Here is an 18,404-nt window from a genome sequence, read left to right as displayed (position 1 = left end):
AGAGCGGGCATGCCCGCGAAGAGGCCGGTACAAGCGGCTTACATCCACCAAGCCAGCACCACCGGCAACCAGGCAAACGACAGCACCGTAGAGCACATCACCAGGTTCGCCACCTGCTCCGGTTCGCGGTTGGCGCGCACCGCCATCAGGTAGTTGAACACCGCCACCGGCATCGCCGACTGCACCACCAGCACCGCACGCTCCAGGCTGCCCATGCCCAGCGCCGCACCTACCGCCCAGCCAACGGCAGCCCCCAGGCCAATGCGCAAACCGCCCAGCAGCATGCCGCTGCCCACATGGCGCAGGCGAATGCTGGCCAGCGACACACCCAGTGTCAGCAACATCAGCGGGATGGTCATGCCGCCCAGCAGGTCTGCAGTATTAGCCAGCCAGCGCGGCAACTCGAAATCGAGAAAGATGATCGGCATGGCGCCGGCCAGGCTGATCACGATGGGGTTGCGCAGCAGTGCCTTGAGCGAAGCCGCAGTACCGGAAATGGCCATGCCGAGGGTGAACTGCACGATCGAAAGGGTCAGGAAGAACGCCACGGCCAGGGCCAGGCCGTGTTCGCCAAAGGCGTACAGGCTGATCGGCAGGCCCATGTTGCCGGTGTTGGGGAACATGAATGCCGGCAACAGCACACGCCAGTGCATGCCCGAAGCGCGGCACACCAGCAACCCGGCCAGGGCCATGCCCAGGGTGCACAGCAGGCAGGCCATGGCCATGCTGGTGAAGGCGGTCGGGTCCAGTTCGGTGCGGCTGAGCGTGGACAGCACCAGCGACGGGGTGCCGACGGTCATCACCACCCGGGCGATGAATTCGGTGGGGTAGTCCAGGCCCTTGCGGGCCCAGGCATAGCCGATGCCGGCGACGATGAAAACCGGGGCCAGGACTGCGAACAGCGAAGCGAACATGGGGGCCTTCCTTGGGGGTGGGCCCCGCATTATGCCGCAGTCTGCGGGATTGCCGGGGCTGCTTTGCAGCCCAATCGCCGGCAAGCCGGCTCCCACAGGTACAGCGCCAAGCCTTGAGGTATCACCACCATGCGGGAGTAACTGTCTTGTGTTGCCTGTTCTGGCCTCATCGCCGGCAAGCCGGCTCCCACAGGTAGTGCACAATGCTTGAGGTCGATGCAGTCGAGGTGGGAGCTGGCTTGCCGGCGATTGGGCCGCAAAGCGGCCCCGGGATGTCCGCCCAAGACGCATTCGTGTCGCCCACAGACTGCGGCGTCTCGTCGCACACCCAAGCCCCTTGGGCAAAACCGCGCAAGCCCGTAGAATCGCGCTTCCTTTTCGCCCGTCGCCTTGAACGGTGGCAACCGGCAGCGTCGCATCCAGCCCAGGCACATCCGTGCAGCCCCTCGGCCCCGTTCGGGTCGAGCCGGTGTGCGCGTCCGAAAAGGCGCTCATTCCGCTCATCCAACTAGAGGTACGTATGTCTCCGCGTTTGCTGGCCATGGCGCTGGCGCCCCTGCTCGGGCTGTTCATCATTGCCCTGGGCAACGGCTTCATGTCTTCCCTTACCACCCTGCGCCTGGGCGCTGCCGGCGAGTCGGCCACCACCATCGGTGTGGTCTCCTCGACCTACTTCATCGGCCTGACCCTGGGTGCCATCTTCAACGACCGGCTGATCCTGCGCATCGGCCATATCCGCGCCTACACCAGCTTCGCCTCGCTGATCGCCGTGACCATCCTGCTGCAAGGCCTGTTCTACGACGTCACCTGGTGGTCGGTGCTGCGCCTGATCAACGGCTGGGCGGCGGTGGGCGTGTTTCTGGTGATCGAAAGCTGGCTGCTGCTGGCCGGTGACGCCAAGATCCGCGGCCGTCTGCTGGCGCTGTACATGATCGCCTTTTACGGCGCCGGGGTCATCGCCCAGGCCGGCCTTGGCGAAATCACCCACATGGGCGACACCGCACCGTTCATGCTGGCCGGCGTGCTCGCCGCCCTGTCGGTACTGCCCATCGTGATCCTGCCGCGGGTGTCGCCACTGCTGGACCAGGTCGAACCGCTCAAGCCGCGCCAGTTGCTGGGCGTTGCGCCGTCGGGCCTGGTCGGCTGCTTCGGTTCGGGTGTGGCCATTGCCGGCATCTATGCCTTGCTGCCGCTGTACCTGCAGCGCATCGGCCTGGATGTGGGCGAGGTCGGCAACATGATGGCCTGGGTGATTCTTGGTGCCATGCTGCTGCAATACCCGGTCGGGCGCTGGTCCGACCGCAAGGACCGCCAGGATGTGCTGATCGCCCTGGCCGCGCTGTGCGTGCTGCTGTCGCTGGTCACGGTGTTCCTGCCGTCGGACTCGATCCTGCTGCCGGCGATGCTGTTCCTGCTGGGTGGTGGCGTGTTCACCCTGTACCCGGTGGCGGTCAGCCATGCGGCCGACCGGGCGCCATCGGATGCACTGGTGCCGATGATCCAGGGCCTGCTGCTGATCAACTCGCTGGGTTCGGCCATGGCGCCGGTGGCCATTTCGCCGATGATGACCGAGTTTGGCGAGGCCGGGTTGTTCTGGGCCTTTGCCGTGGTCAACCTGGCCATGGTGTGCTTCTTCATGTGGCGCCGTGGCAAGCGCCCGGCGGCAGAGCACCCGGCCCCGTTCACCGCTTCGACCACCTTCTCGCCGACCGGTGCCGAGCTGCGGGTGACCGAAGACCTGATGCATGCGGCGCAGGAGCACCCGCCGCTGGAGCCGGTGGAGAGTGCTGCGCCAGCGCAGGCGCAGCGTTCAGAATCGCATTGACTCCGGGGGCTGCCCTGCAGCCCTTTCGCGACACAAGGCCGCTCCCACAGGGACCTCACCAGCTTAAGGAATGCGCCCTACCTGTGGGAGCGGGCGCGCCCGCGAACACCGGCGTAGCCGGTGCCATCCACCGCGTCGCCTGCTTCGCGGGTAAACCTGCTCTCACAGGGGCCGCGCAGGTTTGTGGATCTGGCTTTAGCCATTCACCAGGTTGGCCGGGCGCTCACCAGCCAGCGCACTGAGCAGGTTGTCCACCGCACAGCGCGCCATGGCCTGGCGGGTTTCCTCGGTCGCCGAGCCGATATGCGGGGTCGCCACCACGTTGTCCAGCTGCAACAACGGCGACTGCGCCGGCAACGGCTCCTGCACGAACACATCCAGGCCGGCGCCGCGGATGCGCCGAGCACGCAACGCTTCGATCAGCGCCGGCTCATCCACCACGCGCCCGCGGGAAATGTTCACCAGGATTGCCTGCGGCTTCATCAGCGCCAGCTCCCGCGCGCCGATCAGGCCTTCGGTGCTGGCACTCAGCGGCACGGTCAGGCAAACGAAATCCGCCTGCTGCAACAGCTCGTCCAGGCTGCATTGACGCGCCGCATGGCGCGCCTCCACCTCAGGCTTGGCACGCTGACTGTGATACAGCACACGCATGCCGAAGCCGGCCGCGGCACGCCGGGCCAGGGCCTCGCCGATGCGGCCCATGCCGACGATGCCCAGCGTCTTGCCGTGCACATCGCTGCCGAAATGCGCCGGGCCGAGGTTGGCCTGCCAGTTCCCGTCTCGCACCCAGTTCGCCAGCTCCACCACCCGCCTGGCGGTGGCCAGGATCAAGGCAAAGCCCGTGTCGGCAGTGGTTTCGGTCAGCACGTCGGGGGTGTTGGTCAACATCACGCCACGCCGGCTGAGCTCGGCGATGTCGTAGTTGTCCACACCGACCGAAACGCTGGACACCACTTCAAGCTGTGGCGCCAGGTCGAGCAAGCTGGCGTCCAGGCGCAGGCTGGCCCCCAGCAGCCCGTGCGCTCCCGGCAAGGCATCGCGCAGGCGCGCCAGGCCATCGGGCCCGGAGGTGTCCACCCAGGTCACCTCGACGCGCTCTTGCAGGCGTGCCATCAAGTCGTCGGACAGGCGTTTGTACAGGACGATTCGCTTCTTCATTGCACAGGTTCCTAATGGTTCATGGCCAGGCGCGAGTTGCCGCGCTTGGCCCGGCCGGATGTCTGGGAAGTATTGAGTGCGGCGGTAAGCGCCACTGCGGCCAGCAGCGCACCGCACATGAACAGGTAGGAGGCACCGGGCCCGCCCGTGACGCCATTGAGATAACCCACCAGCCACGAGCCACCGAACGAGCCCAGCGCGCCCATGCTATTGATCAGCGCCATGGCACCGCCCGCGACGTTGGCCGGCAGGATCTCGGGCACGATCGCGAAGAACGGGCCATAGGGTGCGTACATGCAGGCGCCGGCGACCACCAGCAACGCGTACGACAACCAGAAGTGCTCGCTGCCCAGGGCGTACGAGCCATAGAACGCAACGGCGGCAATCAGCAGTGGCGGCCAGACGAAGCGCTTGCGCTTCTGCAGGCGGTCGGACGCCCACGACACACCCACCATACCCAACACCGCCGCCAGGTAAGGTACCGACGACAGCCAGCCGGCCTGCACGATGTCGAGGTTGGCCGCCTGCTTGAGGATCGACGGCAACCACAGCACGAAGCCATACACACCGATGCTCCAGCAGAAGTACTGCAGCGAAAGGATGATCACCTGCGGCGAGCGGAACGCCTCGCGGTAGTTCTTCACCGGCTTGATGCCTTGCTGCTCGGCAGCCAGCGCCTGCTCCAGGGCGGCCTTTTCCTGCTCGCTCAGCCAGTTCACCTGGGCCGGGCGGTCATCCACCAGGCGCCACCAGAAGAACGCCCAGATGACCGCGGGCAGGCCTTCGATGATGAACATCCAGCGCCAGTCGTAATGCTTGACCAGGTAGCCCGACACCACCGACATCCACAGGATGGTCACCGGGTTGCCGAGGATCAGGAAGGTATTGGCGCGTGAACGCTCGGCGCGGGTGAACCAGTGGCACAGGTACACCAGCATGGCCGGCATCACCGCCGCCTCCACCACCCCGAGCAGGAAGCGGATGCCGATCAGCATGTAGACGTTGCTGACCACGCCGGTGAGCGTGGCAAGGCCACCCCAGAGGATCAGGCAGACAAAGATCAGCTTCTTCACACTGCGCTTTTCGGCGTAGATGGCGCCAGGTACCTGGAAGAAGAAGTAACCAAGGAAGAACAGTGCCCCCAGCAGCGAAGACAGTGCGGGGGTGATGTGCAAGTCTTCAGCCATGCCGGAAGCGGCGGCGAACCCGTAGTTGGCGCGGTCCAGGTACGCCAGGCTATAGGTGAAGAACACGATTGGGATGATGTACCACCAGCGGCGAGGTGCCAGGCTTTGGCTTTGCATGGTTCGTTTCTCCTGAGCTTGTTGTTTTTGTTGCAACAGGTGTTTCGGGGTCAAGTGTTCACGCGCTTCTGCGCAGGTCGTGGGCTTGCAGCTCATGGCGCAGCGGCAGCCCTTCCATGTCGCCACGCGATTGCACGGCACGGCTGCCGCACCAGTTGCCACGCGACACTGCCTCGGCTACCGGGTGGCCCTCCAGCAGCGCACTGAGCACGCCGACGGCAAAGGCATCGCCGGCGCCAACGGTGTCCACCACATGGCTGACCGGCACTGGCGCAACCTGGCCTTCGCCCTTGGCGCTGCGGAAGTAGGCACCGGCGTCGCCCAGCTTGATCACCACCAGTTCCACCCCTTGGTCGAGGTAGAACGCGGCGATGTCCGCCGGGGTGTGCTGGCCGGTCAGCAGGCGGCCCTCTTCCAGGCCTGGCAGAACCCAGTCGGCCTTGGCCGCCAGGGCATTGACTTCGCGCACCATGCTGCTTTGGTCAGGCCACAGCGAGGGGCGCAGGTTGGGGTCGAACGAGATACTGCGCCCGGCGGCACGCATGGCGTCCATCAACGCATGCGACAGCGCCCGGCAGCCCTCCGACAGCGCCGGCGGGATGCCGGTGGCGTGCAGGTGGCGGGCCTGCAAAGAGCCCGGGCGCAGCAACGCCGGCGACAGCCGGCTGGCCGCCGAGCCACGGCGGAAGTACTCCACCGCCGGGTCGCTGCCGTCATCGCAGCGGGCCTTGAGCTGGAAACCGGTGGGGTAGCTGGCATCCACCTCGACGCCGGAGCAGTCCAGGCCTTCGCGGCGCAGGCTGTCGAGCACGAAGCGGCCCAGCGAATCGTCGCCCACCCGGCTCAGCCAGCGGACCTTGAAGCCCAGCCGCGCCAGGCCGATGGCCACGTTGCTGTCGGCGCCGGCGATGCGCTTGCCGAACTGGCCGACACTGGCCAGGTCGCCGGCCTGCTCAGCGACGAACATGGCCATGGTCTCGCCGAAACACAGCACGTCATGCTCATGCATGGCTCAGCTCCTCACTCGATACGCCCTGCCCCAGCGCCGCCAGGTCGCGCACCTGGGCACGGGTCAGCGCCAGCAGATCGTCGCTCACCAACGGGTACTCGACAGCACGCACCACGCCGGGGGTGAACTCGGCCATCAGCTCGGCCCACTCCTGCAGGTCCGCAGTCTCTGGCGGGACGGCTACCAGGCGGCCATCGGCCCGGCGCTGCACGGCCTTGCAGTGCACATAGCGCACCCAGCGGCCAAGCTGGCGTGCGGCGTGCCGGGCAGGCTCGCCCTGCCACTGCCAGTTACCGATATCGAAGGTCATGCCAAGGCTCAGCCCGAGCTCGTCGGCACGCTGGAAAAACTGCTGCAGGGGTTCGATTCGTCCACCTTGCGCGGTCTGGTCATTCTCCACCAGCAGCAACGGCCCGTGCGCCGGCAACAGCGTCGCCAAGGCCGCGACGTCACAGCCCGCATGGTAGTGGCCCAGGGAAACCTTGAGCGCTACCGCGCCAAGGCCTCGGGCGGTTTCCAGCTTTTGCGCCAATTGCGGGTCAAGCTCGCCTTCTGCGGTCCACAGCTCCAGGGGTGTGGAATACAGGCACTCCAGGCGCAGCGCGGAAATGGCTGCAGCCAGCGCTGCAGTGTCCGGCGCACGAGTGAACAGTTCTTCGCGCAGTTCCACGCGGGTAACGCCAGCGGCAGCCAGCAGGTCAAGGAACTGCTCCTGGCCACGTTGCCGGACAAAGTCGGCGCCGTAGCTGGAGAGGCTGATGGAAACGGGGCTCGAGTGCATTGTTGTTGTCCTTATGAAACCGGTTTCATTTTTTGATGACAGCAGGCACGCGGGTGCCTGCCTGTGACTACTGTGGCTGGGTTGAACCTCGGATGATCAGCTCGGCCTTGAAGTCGATGCGCCGGGCTGCCCCGCTGTCGCCGCGCAGGCGGCCAAGCAGGCTCTCGAACGCTGCCACGCCGATTCGCTCGGTGGGCTGGGCCAGTGCAGTGATGCCGCTGCCGACCAAGGGGTACCAGTCAAGGTCGTCGAGCGCGATCAACCCGACGTCCGCGAACAGATTGCGCCCTGCCTGGTGCAGGGCCCGGCTCACGGCCAGGGTGGCGACACCGTTGAAGGTGAAGATGGCCTGCGGGCCATGGCCGCTGCCGGCGAGGAACGAAGCCAGCTGGCCATCCAGCCCGGCGCCGATTTCCAGCACCTGCTGGCGCATGCCGGGGCGCCGGCTGATCGATGTGCCGAACGCTTGTACCCGCTCCAGGCGCGAGCTGGTGCCATCGAGGCGTTCGGTTACCGCCAGGATGTCGCGGTAGCCTTGCGCCTGCAGGTGGTCCAGGGCCTGCTCGACCGCGTCGGCATTGTCCAGGCCCACCAGGTCGACATTCAGTTCGGGCAACTGGCGGTCGACCAGCACCATGGGGATGTCGCGCTGCAGGTTGAGCAATTCGCCGGGGTGATGGCCAAGCGTGTTCACGATCAGCCCTTCGACGTTGTAGGACTGCAGGGCCACCAGGTGGTGACGCTCCTGCTCGTCGTCGCGGTTGGTGTTGCACACCACCAGGCTGTAGCCGTGCTGGCGGCAGGCAGTTTCCACGCCATGCATCACGGCCACTGAATAGGGGTTGAGGATATCGGCCACCAGCATGCCGATCAGGCGCGTCTGGCCGCGCTTCAGGCCACGGGCCATCTGGTTGGGGCGGTAACCGAGGCGCTCGATGACCTCTTCCAGGCGCTTGGCGGTTGCTTCGGCGAGCAACTGCCGGTCACCGCCGATGTAACGGGAGACGGTGGCCTTGGAAACGCCAGCGACACGCGCTACTTCGCTGATGGTGACCCGTTCGCGGGCATGGGCAGGCGCGTCGGTCATGGGCTGTCCTTATGATTGTTGTGATAGCGATGAAACCGGTTTCAATACAGCAAAATCGCACGCGTTCGTCAACATGCCGTTGGTCGATTCCATTGCAAGAATATGTCAGACAGCATGAAGAATATCGGGTAATAAATTGATATATAAGACTATACAACGTTTGTGGGAGCGGGCGGGCCCGNNTGCCATCCACCGCGTCGCCTGCTTCGCGGGCACGCCCGCTCCCACAAGATCAAGTCCCAGCGCCCAGGATTGGGTGTTAGCGAAGGGCTTTCACGTCACCGGCGGTGACGGCATCCCCTTGGTTACCCCAACTGGTGCGAATAAAGTTCACCACCTCGGCAACCTCCTGGTCACTCAGGCGCCAACCGAACGCCGGCATGGTGAAGTTCGACGGTGCCGCGTGCGTCGCCGGCACTGTGCCCCCCGCCAAGACCACGTGGATCAGCGATGTGGCATCTGCCGTCTGCACCACCGGGTTGCCGGCCAGGGCCGGGAACACGCGGGTATAGCCCTGGCCATCGGTACGGTGGCAGGCCGCGCAGTTGTCGATGTACACCGCCGCCCCGGGCTTGGTGTCGTCGCCCTTCCACAGCGCATCCGCCACCTGTTTGTCGTACACGTGCGGCTGGTCGTCAGGGTTGCTCGGCGGCAGCGTCTTCAGGTAGCGGGCGATAGCGGTCAGGTCGGCGTCGCTCATGTGTTGCATGCTGTGCTCGACCACGTCGCTCATGCCACCGAACACGGCGCTGCGGTCGCTACGGCCAGTCTTGAGAAACTGCACCAGCTGCTCTTCGCTCCAGCTACCCAGGCCGTCCTTGTGGTCGCCACGCAGGTTCTTGGCAATCCAGCCTTCCAGCGGTGCACTGCCAGCCAGGAACTGCTCGCCATCCTGTGGGCTCAGTGCTTTTTCCTGCATGGTCAGCGCCCGCGGTGTATGGCACGCGCCACAGTGCCCCAGACCCTCGACCAGGTAGGCACCGCGGTTGACCACCGGGTCGGCCGCCGCCGATGCCTGCCAGGGCTTGGCCTCCGGCGCGAACAACCCGCGCCAGACCGCCAGCGGCCAGCGCATGCTCAGCGGCCAGGGGATGTCGGTGGCCTTGTTCGGCTGCTCGACCGGCTCCACGCCCTTCATGAAGTAGGCATACAGCGCCTGCATGTCCTGCTCGCTGACGCGCGCATAGGACGGGTATGGCATGGCCGGATACAGGGTGCTGCCGTCCTTGCCGATGCCCTTGCGCACCGCCTGGTCGAAGTCTTCGAAGCTGTACTGGCCGATACCACTGGCCGCCGGGGTGATGTTGGTGGAGTACACCGTGCCGATCGGTGTCTCCATCGGCAGCCCACCGGCGAACGGCTTGCCGCCCTTGGCGGTATGGCAGGCGACACAGTCGCCGGCGCGGGCCAGGTACTCGCCCTGGCGCACCTGCGCATCGTCATTCGGCGCAGCCTGTGCAGCCACGCTGGCACCCAGCAGGGTTGCGATCAACATTGTCTTCATGCGCATCGCTCCTCAAGCCTGGACCAGCGGGCCAGGGTTTTTCAGGTACTGCTCGCGGATGGCGCGGGCCGACCAGTAGGTAAGCGCAGCCACCAGCCCGGTCGGGTTGTAGCCCAGCCCCTGGGGGAACGCCGAAGCCCCCGGAACGAACACGTTGTGCACGTCCCAGCTTTGCAGGTAGCGGTTCAACGCACTGGTTTTCGGGTCGGTGCCCATGATCGCGCCGCCGTTCAGGTGGGTGGTCTGGTAGCTGGCGGTGTTGAAGTGGTCCTTGACCTTCTTGCCCAGCACGGCAATGGTCTTGGGGTTCATCGCCTGGGCGATCTTGCTCAGCTTGTCGACCATGAACTGGTTCATCCTGATGTCGTTTTCCTGCCAGTCGAAGGTCATGCGCAGCAGCGGCTGGCCGTAGGCGTCGCGGTAGGTCGGATCGAGGTCCAGGTAATTGCCACGGTAGGACTGGTGGGCGCCGTGGGCGTCCATCGACACCTGGTGGGTGTAGTAATCGGCGGTGGCCCTCTTCCAGGCGCTGCCCCAGGCCGGTGTGCCAGGCGGGGTGGCGCCGCCGGCAATCGGCCGTGTGCCGGCCTGGTTCACCCACATCGGCGAGCCACCGACGAAGCCGTGCGGGCCATGGTCGAAGTTGTCGGCGTTGAAGTCATCGATGGCAATGCCGTTGCCACCGGCACCGATGAAGTTGTTGGTGTAGGTGTCCTTGTCGAAGAAAGCCTTGACCGTGCCCATGTTCTGGTAGGCGAAGTTACGCCCGACCACGCCTTCGTTCTTGATGGGGTCGTACGGTTTGCCGATGCCGGACAGCAGCATCAGGCGCACGTTGTTGAACTGGAACGCCGCCAGGATCACCAGGTCCGCCGGCTGCTCCACTTCGCGCCCCTGGGCGTCGATGTAGGTCACCCCGGTGGCCTTGCGCTTGCTGTCGTCCAGGTTCACCCGCAGCACATGGGCGTTGGGCCGCAGTTCGAAGTTCGGCACCTGGCGCAGCGCCGGCAGGATGTTCACGTTGGGCGAGGCCTTGGAGTACATGTAGCACACGTAGCCGCTGCAGAAACCGCAGAAGTTGCACGGCCCCATCTGCGCCCCGTACGGGTTGGTGTACGAGCCGGAGGTGTTGGCAGACGGCAGGTTGTAGGGCTTGTAGCCCAGGCTGGCCGCTGCCTTTTCGAACAGCCTGGCCGACACCACGTTTTTCTGCGAAGGCAACGGGAACGGGCTGGAACGGTCCGGCGCATAGGGGTTGCCGCCCTTCCCTTCGCCAACGACCTGGCCGTTGACGGTCCAGGCCTGGCCAGAGGTACCGAATACCTTTTCGGCAAAGTCGAAGTGCGGTTCCAGTTCCTCGTAGCTGACCCCGAAGTCCTGGATAGTCATGTCTTCGGGGATGAACTTGCGCCCGTAGCGTTCTTCGTAGTGGCTGCGCATGCGCAGCTCCATCGGGTCCACCCGGAAGTGCACGCCAGACCAGTGCAGGCCTGCGCCACCTACACCTTTGCCCGGCAGGAAGGCACCGAGCTGGCGATTGGGCAGTGCCACATCGTTCATGCCATGGCGGATGGTGACGGTCTCTTTCGACACATCGACGAACAGCTTCTTGCGCACGCTGTAGGTCAGCTCGTCGATGACCTGCGGGTAGCTGCCTTCCGGGTAGGTGTCCTGCATCGGCCCACGCTCCAGGGCCACCACCTGCAGCCCGGCCTCGGTCAGTTCCTTGGCCATGATCGCACCGGCCCAGCCGAAGCCCACGATTACCGCGTCCACTTTCTTCATTACGGTCGCCATGCCTCAGGCCCTCTCGCCACGGATCGAAACAGCCGGGAACGGGTAAGGCTCGTTGCGCTCGACCCAATCCATGAAATCGGCGCGGGCGCCGGGGAAGCCGATCTGGGTCCAGCCGACCATGCCTTTGTTGCCGCCATGGATCGGGTCGCAGAAGAACCCTTCACGGGTGTTCTGCACCAGCAAGCTGAAGAACACCTTGGCCGGCACGGTGTCGAAAACCAGCTCTCCAGCCTCGACCTTGCTGAGAACGTGGTCCCGGGTAGCGCTATCTTGCGCAGCAAAAACTTGCCCGGAATTGGCCTTGCACCAGCCGTCCACGGCGGCGATGCCCAGGCGGTAGATCTGTTGCGGGCTGAGTTGCAGCTGGTAACCCAGTTCGGGCGCGGCGTCGGCCTTGAACGGGCCCTGCATGTACCACTGCGCGCCGGTTGCGTAGGGGGTGTTCATCTGCCGGTCGATGAACTCGGCAGCGCCTGCTTCAAGTGCACCGGGGCCAAGCTCGTCGGCCGGGATGATGCGCGAGACGGCCGCCTGCACGAAGGCCCACTCCTCGGCAGTGAAGAACGTCGGCTGGTAGTCGCCCGCTGGCGGCGTGGCCGGCACTTTGGGCTCGTGTTGCGGGGCCGCAAGCAGCTGACTGGCACCCACGCCAAGCCCCGTGCTGGCCACGGTGACCACAGGGATCAAGGTCAAGGTCTTGCGCAGAAAGTCCCTGCGCGGGTTGTCTGGGGCATGGTCAGGCATTGCGAATCCTCATCGGCTGTGTGCGGCCTTGAAAAGCGGCATCTGATTTTCAATATGGGGGGTGGTCTTGATAGGCCATCAAAAAAACAGCCGGATAATCTAGCGCGTTCAGAATTTTTTTGAAACCGGTTTCATGCCGCGCTTGCCTGCCATGAAAGATGCTCCTAAGCCTATGCATCCAGCCAAGGGTATTTTTCACACTAAGGACGCTTTGAGCTGCATCTTCAGATTCTGAAATGCACAAAAGAAGAATCTTCCTACGATCGCATCGGACGTTTCGGGATTCCAGATAGATTGATTCCTGGTTTACGTTCGGGCTTCAGCCAAATGCCTGCGACTAGCCGCGTGGATACTCCATGCCACCATGCAGCGATGGCGCGCCGACAAACGAGGATTAAGGATGTCCGATGAGCCCGATGTAACTGTGAAAACACTACACAGGAAGAAAAAGCCGGTCCTGCTGGAGGATATCCAAGGGAACCCGCTACCTCGCTCCAGCACTGGATCTGGGCAAGCCAAGGATCTGGCCAGGCAGGACGTTACTTGGACTAGGCCTGGGCCGAAGGATTGATGCAAGCCCATAAGAGCGACTTCTACAAAGTACGTGTCTCCGGTCTTGTATGCCTGCTGGAAGGGATGCTGATGGCGTTCAAGGCCCGCGAACTGCCCGACAGTGATGTACGGATTAAGACCGAACTCATTGCGGCCGCCATGACCACGGCTGCGGCGGGTTTCGAGATCGGGGCCAGCTATGTGGAGCAGGTGGTGACGCGTTACGGCGCAAATAGCGTGACCGGTAGAGGTGCAGTTGCGACCTTGGGGAGGTTGAAACTCTGGGGCGCCGGATTAGCGGGGATGGGGGGGTTCGTACTAGCTTGGTGGGACTTCGCCGATGGGGTAAAAAATCACACTCAACATAGTGCCTCAACGAAATCCTGGGCATTGAGTGGGGCCTATTTTACGCGCGCACTGGCTACGCTCGCTTTATCTGTCGGAGAATTGGGAACGGCCATAGGAATAGCTAAACCCCTCTTCGATCGTCTCACGATCAATAACCAGAGCAAACTCATACGTCTTGTAGGGCGATCATTAGGCAGCCTGGCTACCAGACTGGGTACGCAGGCGGCTCGCTTGCTGTTAACCAAATTAATTTTAGGAGCGTTTTGGGTAGGTCTGATCCTCACTGCCATTATTTTCTTGCTTGAGGACGATGCGCTGGAAAAGTGGTGCAAGCGAAGCAGCTATCGTTTGGATAAAAGCCCTAAACCTTACGATGAACTAGAAGAGTTAGCAGCCCTGCACTCAGCTTTCAGCGAGGTCCTTTGATGTATCTTATCGAGCGGGGGCTGTGGGAGATGGCAATTGAGTCAAAAGCGAAGCGCAAGGTATTTGACGCGCAGAGAAGCTTGATTGAAAAGCGCGCTGACAAGGATTTCAATGAAAATGACATGAGCAAACACATACACTTCAACAGTGTCAGCGAAAACCCCAATGCACGCGGCCCGATATTTTCTTTTAACGATACCTATATGGAAATGCGCTGTGGCGGATCAGAGGAAAAACGCGGAATCATCACTATAATGACGCTTGGCAGTTTAGTTCCGATGACTTACGCATGGCTGAGTATAACATTGAGCTCCATCTACACCAACATAACTCAACCCGACTTCTTTTCCGTGTTCTCGGTCCTATTCAGCACATACATGCTATCGCTAGGCGGAGCCGTTTATTATTTTTATGCCAAATATGGATTTCGTTTTACGCGACTGGAAATGCTTACCAGTCGCCACTTGCTCATTCGCTTCAATCGAAAAACCCAGCAGGTTCACCTCCATAGACCAAGCTGCTGCGGCGGTATAGCAACATTCCCCTGGAGAACAACCGGAAGCACAGGCCTCAACCCCGAAGACGACTCCCTCAGCGCGGGCATGAGGCTGTGCCTAGTCTGGCACCCCAACCGCACCGGCCTCCCTCACATGGAAATGGCCCTACTCGGCAAGCAAGGCCAAGGCGGTAGTGAACTTCGGGACGAGTGGGAATTCATTCGCCGCTATATGGAAGATGGCCCACAGGCCGTCCCCCGTCCCCGCCTGAGCACCCAACTCCCCTCGCCCGTCCAGGCATTCAGTGCCCAGTTCGAAGGATTGGGTCGTTTCTTCCGGAAAAGCAGCTGGCTGTTCAAAGTCGTCCTGCTCTTGGTCTGTCCCGCCTTCGTCATCATCGGCACCGGCCATTGGCTGAGCCTGCTGTTGTGCTGGCGACCGCGCTGGCCGAAAGTGATCCGCGAAGCTGGCATGCCCGGTAAGCCCGTTCCAGCGGTGACAACGCTGAGCGACTACCCACCTGAGATCCAGGAGCGCCTGCTCGCTAATGCCGATCGCTGGCATCTCAAACCCGGCAAGCGTCCAGAGAAAAAGCCACGCAAATTAAGTACTTCGAGATCGAAGGTGCAGCGACCGAGGAGCTGATGCTACGAATGGGTCGGTACCACCTGCCCCACTCCCCAACCTTGGGGCACGGTGCCCAACGACACACGCCTACCAATACCGTTGAAAAGGAACTGGATCCCTTGCCCTGCAAGGGCTGCAGCGCATTTTTTCCGGTTTGGCACGCCTATTGCCGATCTCCTGCCAGACGCCCCAAGTCCATGGGCCCGTTTGCAGGAGGAAATGACTCATGCACCGACCGATACCCCACCCGCTGGCAGTGGCGATTTTCGCCGGCATGCTCCAGCTCCCGGCGCAGGCTGCCTTGAACGCTGTCGATCCAGGCGCCTATGTGCCCGCCAACGGCGGCTTCCCCGCCTGGTACCAGGACAGCCACGGTCGTACCCTCGACCTGTGCCTGACCAAGGCGGTCAGCTCGCGGGTGCCTGGCGCGCCTGGCGCACCGTCGTACATGTGCACGCTGCTGCCTACCCCCGGCGTGTTCGACGATACCCAACCTATCGTCTTCCCCACCAACTTCCCTGACGAGGCGTTCTGGTTCACCGCCGACGCCGCCATCGTCGACGCCACTCGCGGCATCGATCTCAGCTACGGCACCGCGATCGAAGCGGCATTCGCCGCCGAAGAACCGGTCGACGGCGACCAGGTCAGCTTCGCCCGGGTGCGTATCCGGGTCGACGTGCCAACCGCCGGCACCTACGTGGTCACTCACCCCTACGGCGTCGAAGTGTTCGACGTACCTGCGCCCGGGCGCCGGGCGATCAACATGACCCGCGACATCGGCATTGCCGGCGCAGGTGATTTCACCGGTGCCCTGAAAGGCGATGTCGGGCCGTTCCTGCGCAGTGTCAACGGCCCCTACACCGAAGGCAGCGAGCGTTTCATCGGCGACCCGAACCTGGAAGAACGGGTGACCGGCAGCCCGTTCAACACCAATTACGTGCGCATCGAAGGCCCCGGCGGCATCGACCTGCGCACCGAGCTGTTCGCGGTTTCGGGCAAGCTTTCCGCAGTGGCCCTGCCAACCCCGCTGATGCCGCAACGCACTACCTACTCGCGGCATACCGAGAACGGCGACCTGCGCGCCCAGCAGGACATCTTCGTGATGGCCCCGCCGCCACCGGCCAGCGTCACCCTGACCAGCCAGACACCCAACCTGAACCTCACCGAGGCCAACGGTACCGGCGCCTGGTACGCCCAGTCGGTGCTCGACCCGGCCGCCGGGACGATCCTGACGCTGACCGCCGACAACAGCGTGGCGATCCCCACCAGCAGCCTGACCACCGCCAACGTGCCGCTGACCGACCTGGTCACCATCACCCAGGCCCAGTACCGCCTGTCCACCGGCGAGCTGACCCTGGTGGCCAGCACCAGCGACGAAACCACGCCGCCAGTGCTCACCGCACATACCGGCAACGGCGCGCTGATCGGCAACCTGAGCGGAACTGGCGCCGTGAAGACGCTGAGCACCAGCCTGTCGCCGATCCCGCCGGCCAAGGTGCAGGTCACCAGTGCCAATGGCGGTAGCGACACCGAAGACGTGGTGCTGGTGCCATGAACAGACAAAGGCTCAGCCTTCAAGGAGGCAGCATGAACACTTGGTCGCGCCGTGCGCTGTTGGCCGCCGGTTTTTCTCTTACCGTTACCAGCGCCGCGTTTGCCGCGCTGTCCGATGTCGACCCGGGGCCCTACACCTTCGCCACCGGTGGCTATCCGATGTGGTACAAGGACAGCCTCGACCAGTCCCTGGAGCTGTGCCAGTCCCGTGCCACCAGTACGCGAGCACCCGGCGCGCCAGGGGCTCCCGCCTACATGTGTACCTTGTTGCCCGAGCCCGGCATCTATGACGATGCCCTGCCGCTGGTGTTCCCGGGCAACTGGCCGCCAGAGATGTTCTGGTTCCTGGCTGAAACCGCCATTCCGCAGGTCGGCAACAGCGGCTACGAGCTGGAGGTCTATGTAGCCGGGGTGGAGGCAGCCTTCGCCGCTGAAAACCCGGTCGATGGTGACCAGCAGAGCTTCGCCCGCATCCGTATCCGCGCTTCGGTCCCAAGTACCGGTACCTACACCATCACCCACCCTTACGGGGTGGAGACGGTCAACGTCACCACGGCTGGGCGCCGGGCGATCAACATCACCCGGGACATAGGCATTGGTGCTCCTGGCAACTTCCGGGGAGCGCTGGCGGGGGCGATCGGCCCTTGGCTGAAGGGTGTTGGCGGGCCTTACACCGCGGTCAACCCCGATACCGGCGCCATCGAAACCTACATCGGCGACCCCAATATCACCGAAGCGGTGACCGGCAGCCCCTTCAATACCAACTTCGTGCGCATTCAAGGCCCCGCTGGCACCATCCAGACCAACACCTTCACTGTTTCAGGCAAGGTACTGGACCAGCGTGCCCAGACCCCGGTCAGCCTGGAACGCGCCACCTACTCGCGCAATGCCACCGGCACCCGCACGGAAGTGTTCGCCAAGGCGCCCAGCGCAGCCAGCCTGTGCATGCGCAATGGCATCGCCCTGGTCGGCACCCCGCCTTCGCCGTGCCAGTACACCCTCACCGCCGACAACAACGGGCTGTTCTTCCACCAGCAGTTCGGCCAGGAAGCACCGCCTGCAGTGGTGGTGGTCACCGCCAGCAACAGCGCCGGCGGCACCCAGCCGACCGCGCTGTCGAGCAAGCTCACCGACGTGGTCAAGGTCAGCACCGCACGCTACGACTGGGCCAACAAGCGCCTGCTGATCGAGGCCAGTTCCAGTGATGAGGTGGCGATCCCCGACCTGCTCGCCCAGGGCTACGGTCGCCTGTCCAAGGCAGGCACGCTGCAGAGCCTGACCGTCAACGACGTACCGCAGCCGCCGGCCACCATCACGGTCAAGTCGGCACGTGGCGGCAGCGATGTCGAACCGGTGGTCGTGGTCGGCAACGCACCGGTCGAGGCGGCCAACCAGCCACCGCTGGCCCAGGCTGATATCGGCAGCACCAGCGTCGGTATCCCGATCACCCTCAACCTGCTGCAGAACGACAGCGACCCGGACGGCAACGTACCGCTGACCATCAGCGACCTGACCCAGCCCGGTACCGGCCTTGGCGGCGTGGTGATGAACGGCACCACCTCGGTCACCTACACCCCGCCAGCCGGGGCCACGCAACCCGTGGTGGCCACCTTCAGCTACCGGGCGGTGGACGCCAAGGGCCTGAAGTCGGAACCGGCTACTGTCACCATCAACGTCGCGCCCAACCGGGCACCAACCGCCAACCCGGAAACCGTCGCCACCCTGGGCGTGCCATTGACCATCAACGTGCTGGCCAACGACACCGATCCGGAAGGCAACGTGCCGCTGACTGTCCCCGCTACCTCCCTCACCCAGCCGGCTACCGGTCGGGGCACGGTCAGCACCGACGGCACCACGGTGACCTACACCCCACCGGCCACGGTGACCACCGCCTTCACCACCACCTTCACCTACCAGGCGCGTGACTCGCTGGGGGCGCTGTCCAACCCCACCACCGTCACCGTCAACGTGTCGCCACGGCCCGCCGCCGAAACCTTCACGGTCACGGCTGCCACGGTCACGGCACGCTCCAACAACCGTTACAACTGGGACCTCAGCGGTACCTCGTCGGTCACCACCGGCAACACCGTCACCGTGCGGGTTACCACCACTACCGGCGTGCAAACCCTTGGCACCGCCACGGTAGCGCTGACCGGCCGCTGGCGCCTGGCGGTGAGCAATAGCACCACGATCATCCCGACTGCGGCACCGACGGCGACGATCACCACCAGCCAGGGCACCACACGCACCGTCAACGTAACCGTGCAGTAAAGGCCG

13 protein-coding genes and 1 pseudogene are annotated in these 18,404 nt (G+C 64.0%); 5 read left to right on the top strand and 9 right to left on the bottom strand.

Annotated elements, in window-relative coordinates:
- Positions 1 to 38: 38 nt before the first annotated feature.
- Positions 39 to 914 (bottom strand): AEC family transporter, encoded by an 876-nt coding sequence (locus B2790_RS15475; RefSeq protein ID WP_025339272.1) that lies wholly within the window; start codon positions 912 to 914, stop codon positions 39 to 41.
- Between the two features lie 520 nt (positions 915 to 1,434).
- On the opposite strand from B2790_RS15475, the gene B2790_RS15470 reads away from it, so the two are divergent.
- Positions 1,435 to 2,739, top strand: a complete 1,305-nt coding sequence (locus B2790_RS15470) for an MFS transporter (RefSeq protein ID WP_063914168.1) — start codon at positions 1,435 to 1,437, stop codon at positions 2,737 to 2,739.
- Positions 2,740 to 2,934: 195 nt separating this feature from the next.
- On the opposite strand, the gene B2790_RS15465 is transcribed toward B2790_RS15470, so the two are convergent.
- The 8 genes from B2790_RS15465 to B2790_RS15430 all read right to left on the bottom strand — a co-directional run bounded on the left by B2790_RS15465 (position 2,935) and on the right by B2790_RS15430 (position 12,123).
- Positions 2,935 to 3,897, bottom strand: coding sequence for a 2-hydroxyacid dehydrogenase (locus tag B2790_RS15465; protein WP_085664766.1), 963 nt, complete (start codon positions 3,895 to 3,897; stop codon positions 2,935 to 2,937).
- 11 nt (positions 3,898 to 3,908) lie between these two features.
- Entirely contained in the window at positions 3,909 to 5,201 is a 1,293-nt protein-coding gene (locus tag B2790_RS15460; RefSeq protein ID WP_054571847.1) for an MFS transporter, read from the bottom strand.
- Positions 5,202 to 5,259: 58 nt separating this feature from the next.
- A complete protein-coding gene (locus tag B2790_RS15455; RefSeq protein WP_085692517.1) occupies positions 5,260 to 6,210 on the bottom strand; it encodes a sugar kinase in 951 nt (316 codons plus the stop codon).
- Positions 6,203 to 6,991 (bottom strand): AP endonuclease, encoded by a 789-nt coding sequence (locus B2790_RS15450; protein ID WP_286919155.1) that lies wholly within the window; start codon positions 6,989 to 6,991, stop codon positions 6,203 to 6,205. The genes B2790_RS15455 and B2790_RS15450 overlap by 8 nt, the downstream gene beginning before the upstream one ends.
- Before the next feature lie 67 nt (positions 6,992 to 7,058).
- A complete protein-coding gene (gene ptxS, locus B2790_RS15445; protein WP_286919154.1) occupies positions 7,059 to 8,078 on the bottom strand; it encodes a transcriptional regulator PtxS in 1,020 nt (339 codons plus the stop codon).
- 259 nt (positions 8,079 to 8,337) lie between these two features.
- Positions 8,338 to 9,582 (bottom strand): cytochrome c, encoded by a 1,245-nt coding sequence (locus tag B2790_RS15440; protein ID WP_286919153.1) that lies wholly within the window; start codon positions 9,580 to 9,582, stop codon positions 8,338 to 8,340.
- 12 nt (positions 9,583 to 9,594) lie between these two features.
- On the bottom strand, positions 9,595 to 11,379 hold the full coding sequence (locus tag B2790_RS15435; RefSeq protein ID WP_286919152.1) for a GMC family oxidoreductase: 1,785 nt from the start codon (positions 11,377 to 11,379) through the stop codon (positions 9,595 to 9,597).
- Between the two features lie 3 nt (positions 11,380 to 11,382).
- Complete coding sequence (locus B2790_RS15430) at positions 11,383 to 12,123, bottom strand: gluconate 2-dehydrogenase subunit 3 family protein (RefSeq protein ID WP_085615546.1); 741 nt, start codon at positions 12,121 to 12,123, stop codon at positions 11,383 to 11,385.
- 516 nt (positions 12,124 to 12,639) lie between these two features.
- Between B2790_RS15430 and B2790_RS15425 the strand changes: the two are divergent.
- The 4 genes and pseudogenes from B2790_RS15425 to B2790_RS15410 all read left to right on the top strand — a co-directional run.
- A pseudogene (locus B2790_RS15425) lies at positions 12,640 to 13,449 on the top strand (hypothetical protein); the annotation flags it as partial.
- Entirely contained in the window at positions 13,449 to 14,591 is a 1,143-nt protein-coding gene (locus B2790_RS15420) for a DUF6708 domain-containing protein (protein ID WP_286919151.1), read from the top strand. The pseudogene B2790_RS15425 and the gene B2790_RS15420, both read left to right, overlap by 1 nt.
- Before the next feature lie 208 nt (positions 14,592 to 14,799).
- Positions 14,800 to 16,128: a hypothetical protein gene (locus tag B2790_RS15415; RefSeq protein WP_085615532.1), complete on the top strand. Its 1,329-nt coding sequence runs from the start codon at positions 14,800 to 14,802 to the stop codon at positions 16,126 to 16,128.
- Between the two features lie 32 nt (positions 16,129 to 16,160).
- A complete protein-coding gene (locus tag B2790_RS15410) occupies positions 16,161 to 18,398 on the top strand; it encodes an Ig-like domain-containing protein (RefSeq protein WP_286919150.1) in 2,238 nt (745 codons plus the stop codon).
- Positions 18,399 to 18,404 lie beyond the last annotated feature (6 nt).

This window comes from Pseudomonas sp. UBA6753 (genome assembly GCF_002453565.1).
Taxonomy (GTDB): Bacteria; Pseudomonadota; Gammaproteobacteria; order Pseudomonadales; family Pseudomonadaceae; genus Aquipseudomonas; species Aquipseudomonas putida_Z.
The sequence above is the reverse complement of the archived record's forward strand: the minus strand, read 5'-3'. Positions and strand labels throughout refer to the sequence as shown.

Bases quoted from the DNA above. Each gene is read 5' to 3' on its own strand.
- ptxS (WP_286919154.1), bottom strand. From the start codon at position 8,078: ATGACCGACGCGCCTGCCCATGCCCGCGAACGGGTCACCATCAGCGAA.
- B2790_RS15470 (WP_063914168.1), top strand. From the start codon at position 1,435: ATGTCTCCGCGTTTGCTGGCCATGGCGCTGGCGCCCCTGCTCGGGCTG.
- B2790_RS15440 (WP_286919153.1), bottom strand. From the start codon at position 9,582: ATGAAGACAATGTTGATCGCAACCCTGCTGGGTGCCAGCGTGGCTGCA.
- B2790_RS15410 (WP_286919150.1), top strand. From the start codon at position 16,161: ATGAACACTTGGTCGCGCCGTGCGCTGTTGGCCGCCGGTTTTTCTCTT.
- B2790_RS15450 (WP_286919155.1), bottom strand. From the start codon at position 6,991: ATGCACTCGAGCCCCGTTTCCATCAGCCTCTCCAGCTACGGCGCCGAC.
- B2790_RS15430 (WP_085615546.1), bottom strand. From the start codon at position 12,123: ATGCCTGACCATGCCCCAGACAACCCGCGCAGGGACTTTCTGCGCAAG.
- B2790_RS15460 (WP_054571847.1), bottom strand. From the start codon at position 5,201: ATGCAAAGCCAAAGCCTGGCACCTCGCCGCTGGTGGTACATCATCCCA.
- B2790_RS15415 (WP_085615532.1), top strand. From the start codon at position 14,800: ATGCACCGACCGATACCCCACCCGCTGGCAGTGGCGATTTTCGCCGGC.
- B2790_RS15455 (WP_085692517.1), bottom strand. From the start codon at position 6,210: ATGCATGAGCATGACGTGCTGTGTTTCGGCGAGACCATGGCCATGTTC.
- B2790_RS15435 (WP_286919152.1), bottom strand. From the start codon at position 11,379: ATGGCGACCGTAATGAAGAAAGTGGACGCGGTAATCGTGGGCTTCGGC.
- B2790_RS15475 (WP_025339272.1), bottom strand. From the start codon at position 914: ATGTTCGCTTCGCTGTTCGCAGTCCTGGCCCCGGTTTTCATCGTCGCC.
- B2790_RS15465 (WP_085664766.1), bottom strand. From the start codon at position 3,897: ATGAAGAAGCGAATCGTCCTGTACAAACGCCTGTCCGACGACTTGATG.
- B2790_RS15420 (WP_286919151.1), top strand. From the start codon at position 13,449: ATGTATCTTATCGAGCGGGGGCTGTGGGAGATGGCAATTGAGTCAAAA.